This is a genomic window from Thalassolituus sp. UBA6592, from assembly GCF_002433655.1.
Classification (GTDB): domain Bacteria; phylum Pseudomonadota; class Gammaproteobacteria; order Pseudomonadales; family Oceanobacteraceae; genus Venatoribacter.
The window spans coordinates 1-774 of the sequence record NZ_DJIO01000064.1; the positions used below are offsets into that span (position 1 = coordinate 1).

Annotated in this window: 1 protein-coding gene; it reads right to left on the reverse strand. The window is 50.4% G+C overall.

The window, feature by feature from the left end:
* Entirely contained in the window at positions 1 to 459 is a 459-nt protein-coding gene (rimP, locus tag B2Z72_RS05775) for a ribosome maturation factor RimP (protein ID WP_297004353.1), read from the reverse strand.
* Between the last annotated feature and the right edge of the window lie 315 nt (positions 460 to 774).

The window sequence follows — 774 nt, forward strand, 5'->3', positions numbered from 1 at the left end:
TTAATCCTTGAATTGTGGAACAACATTGGCTTTTTCAATCAGTTCAATCGGCAGCAGATATTCGTGCTCATCAACGACCAGCACTACATCTTCCTGTTCGACACCAATTAATTGGCCTTTGAATTTACGACGCCCGTCAAAGGGCATACGCAGACGCAACTCGATAATATGGTTTGCGTACTGCTTGAACTGCTCAAGCGTGAACAATGGACGATCCATCCCGGGGGACGATACTTCCAGTGTGTATTCCTGAGTAATCGGATCTTCCACGTCCAGAACCGCACTGATCTGGCGGCTGACTTCTGCACAATGGTCGACGGTGATTCCGTCCGGTTTATCTATAAAAACCCGCAACATTGAGCGCTTGCCGTTCGGCATAAACTCCAGCCCCCAGAAAGTGAATCCCATGGATTCCACCACTGGTGCCAACAGTTCTTTTAACTGCGCATCTTTTGCCAAATATCTACCCTCACCACAAACAAAAACTGGGCCACTCAGTGCCCAGTCCGCTACCTGCCTTATGCAGACCGCAACCCGCGCCACAGCCCGGATTCCGGTACGCCTCAGCGACTTATGCCGCCCGGGCCTGTGTCTGAAAAGCGACTACTAAAAAGCCCCTGACTTGAGGGGCTTTTTAGTAGTGCTCTATCAAAGCACGCGCATTATATGCGCTTTAAACAAAAAAAGCGAACCGTGTTCGCTTTTCAGTAATTTGGTGCGGATGGCGAGACTCGAACTCGCACGAGCTTAGCTCACCACCCCCTCAAGATGGCG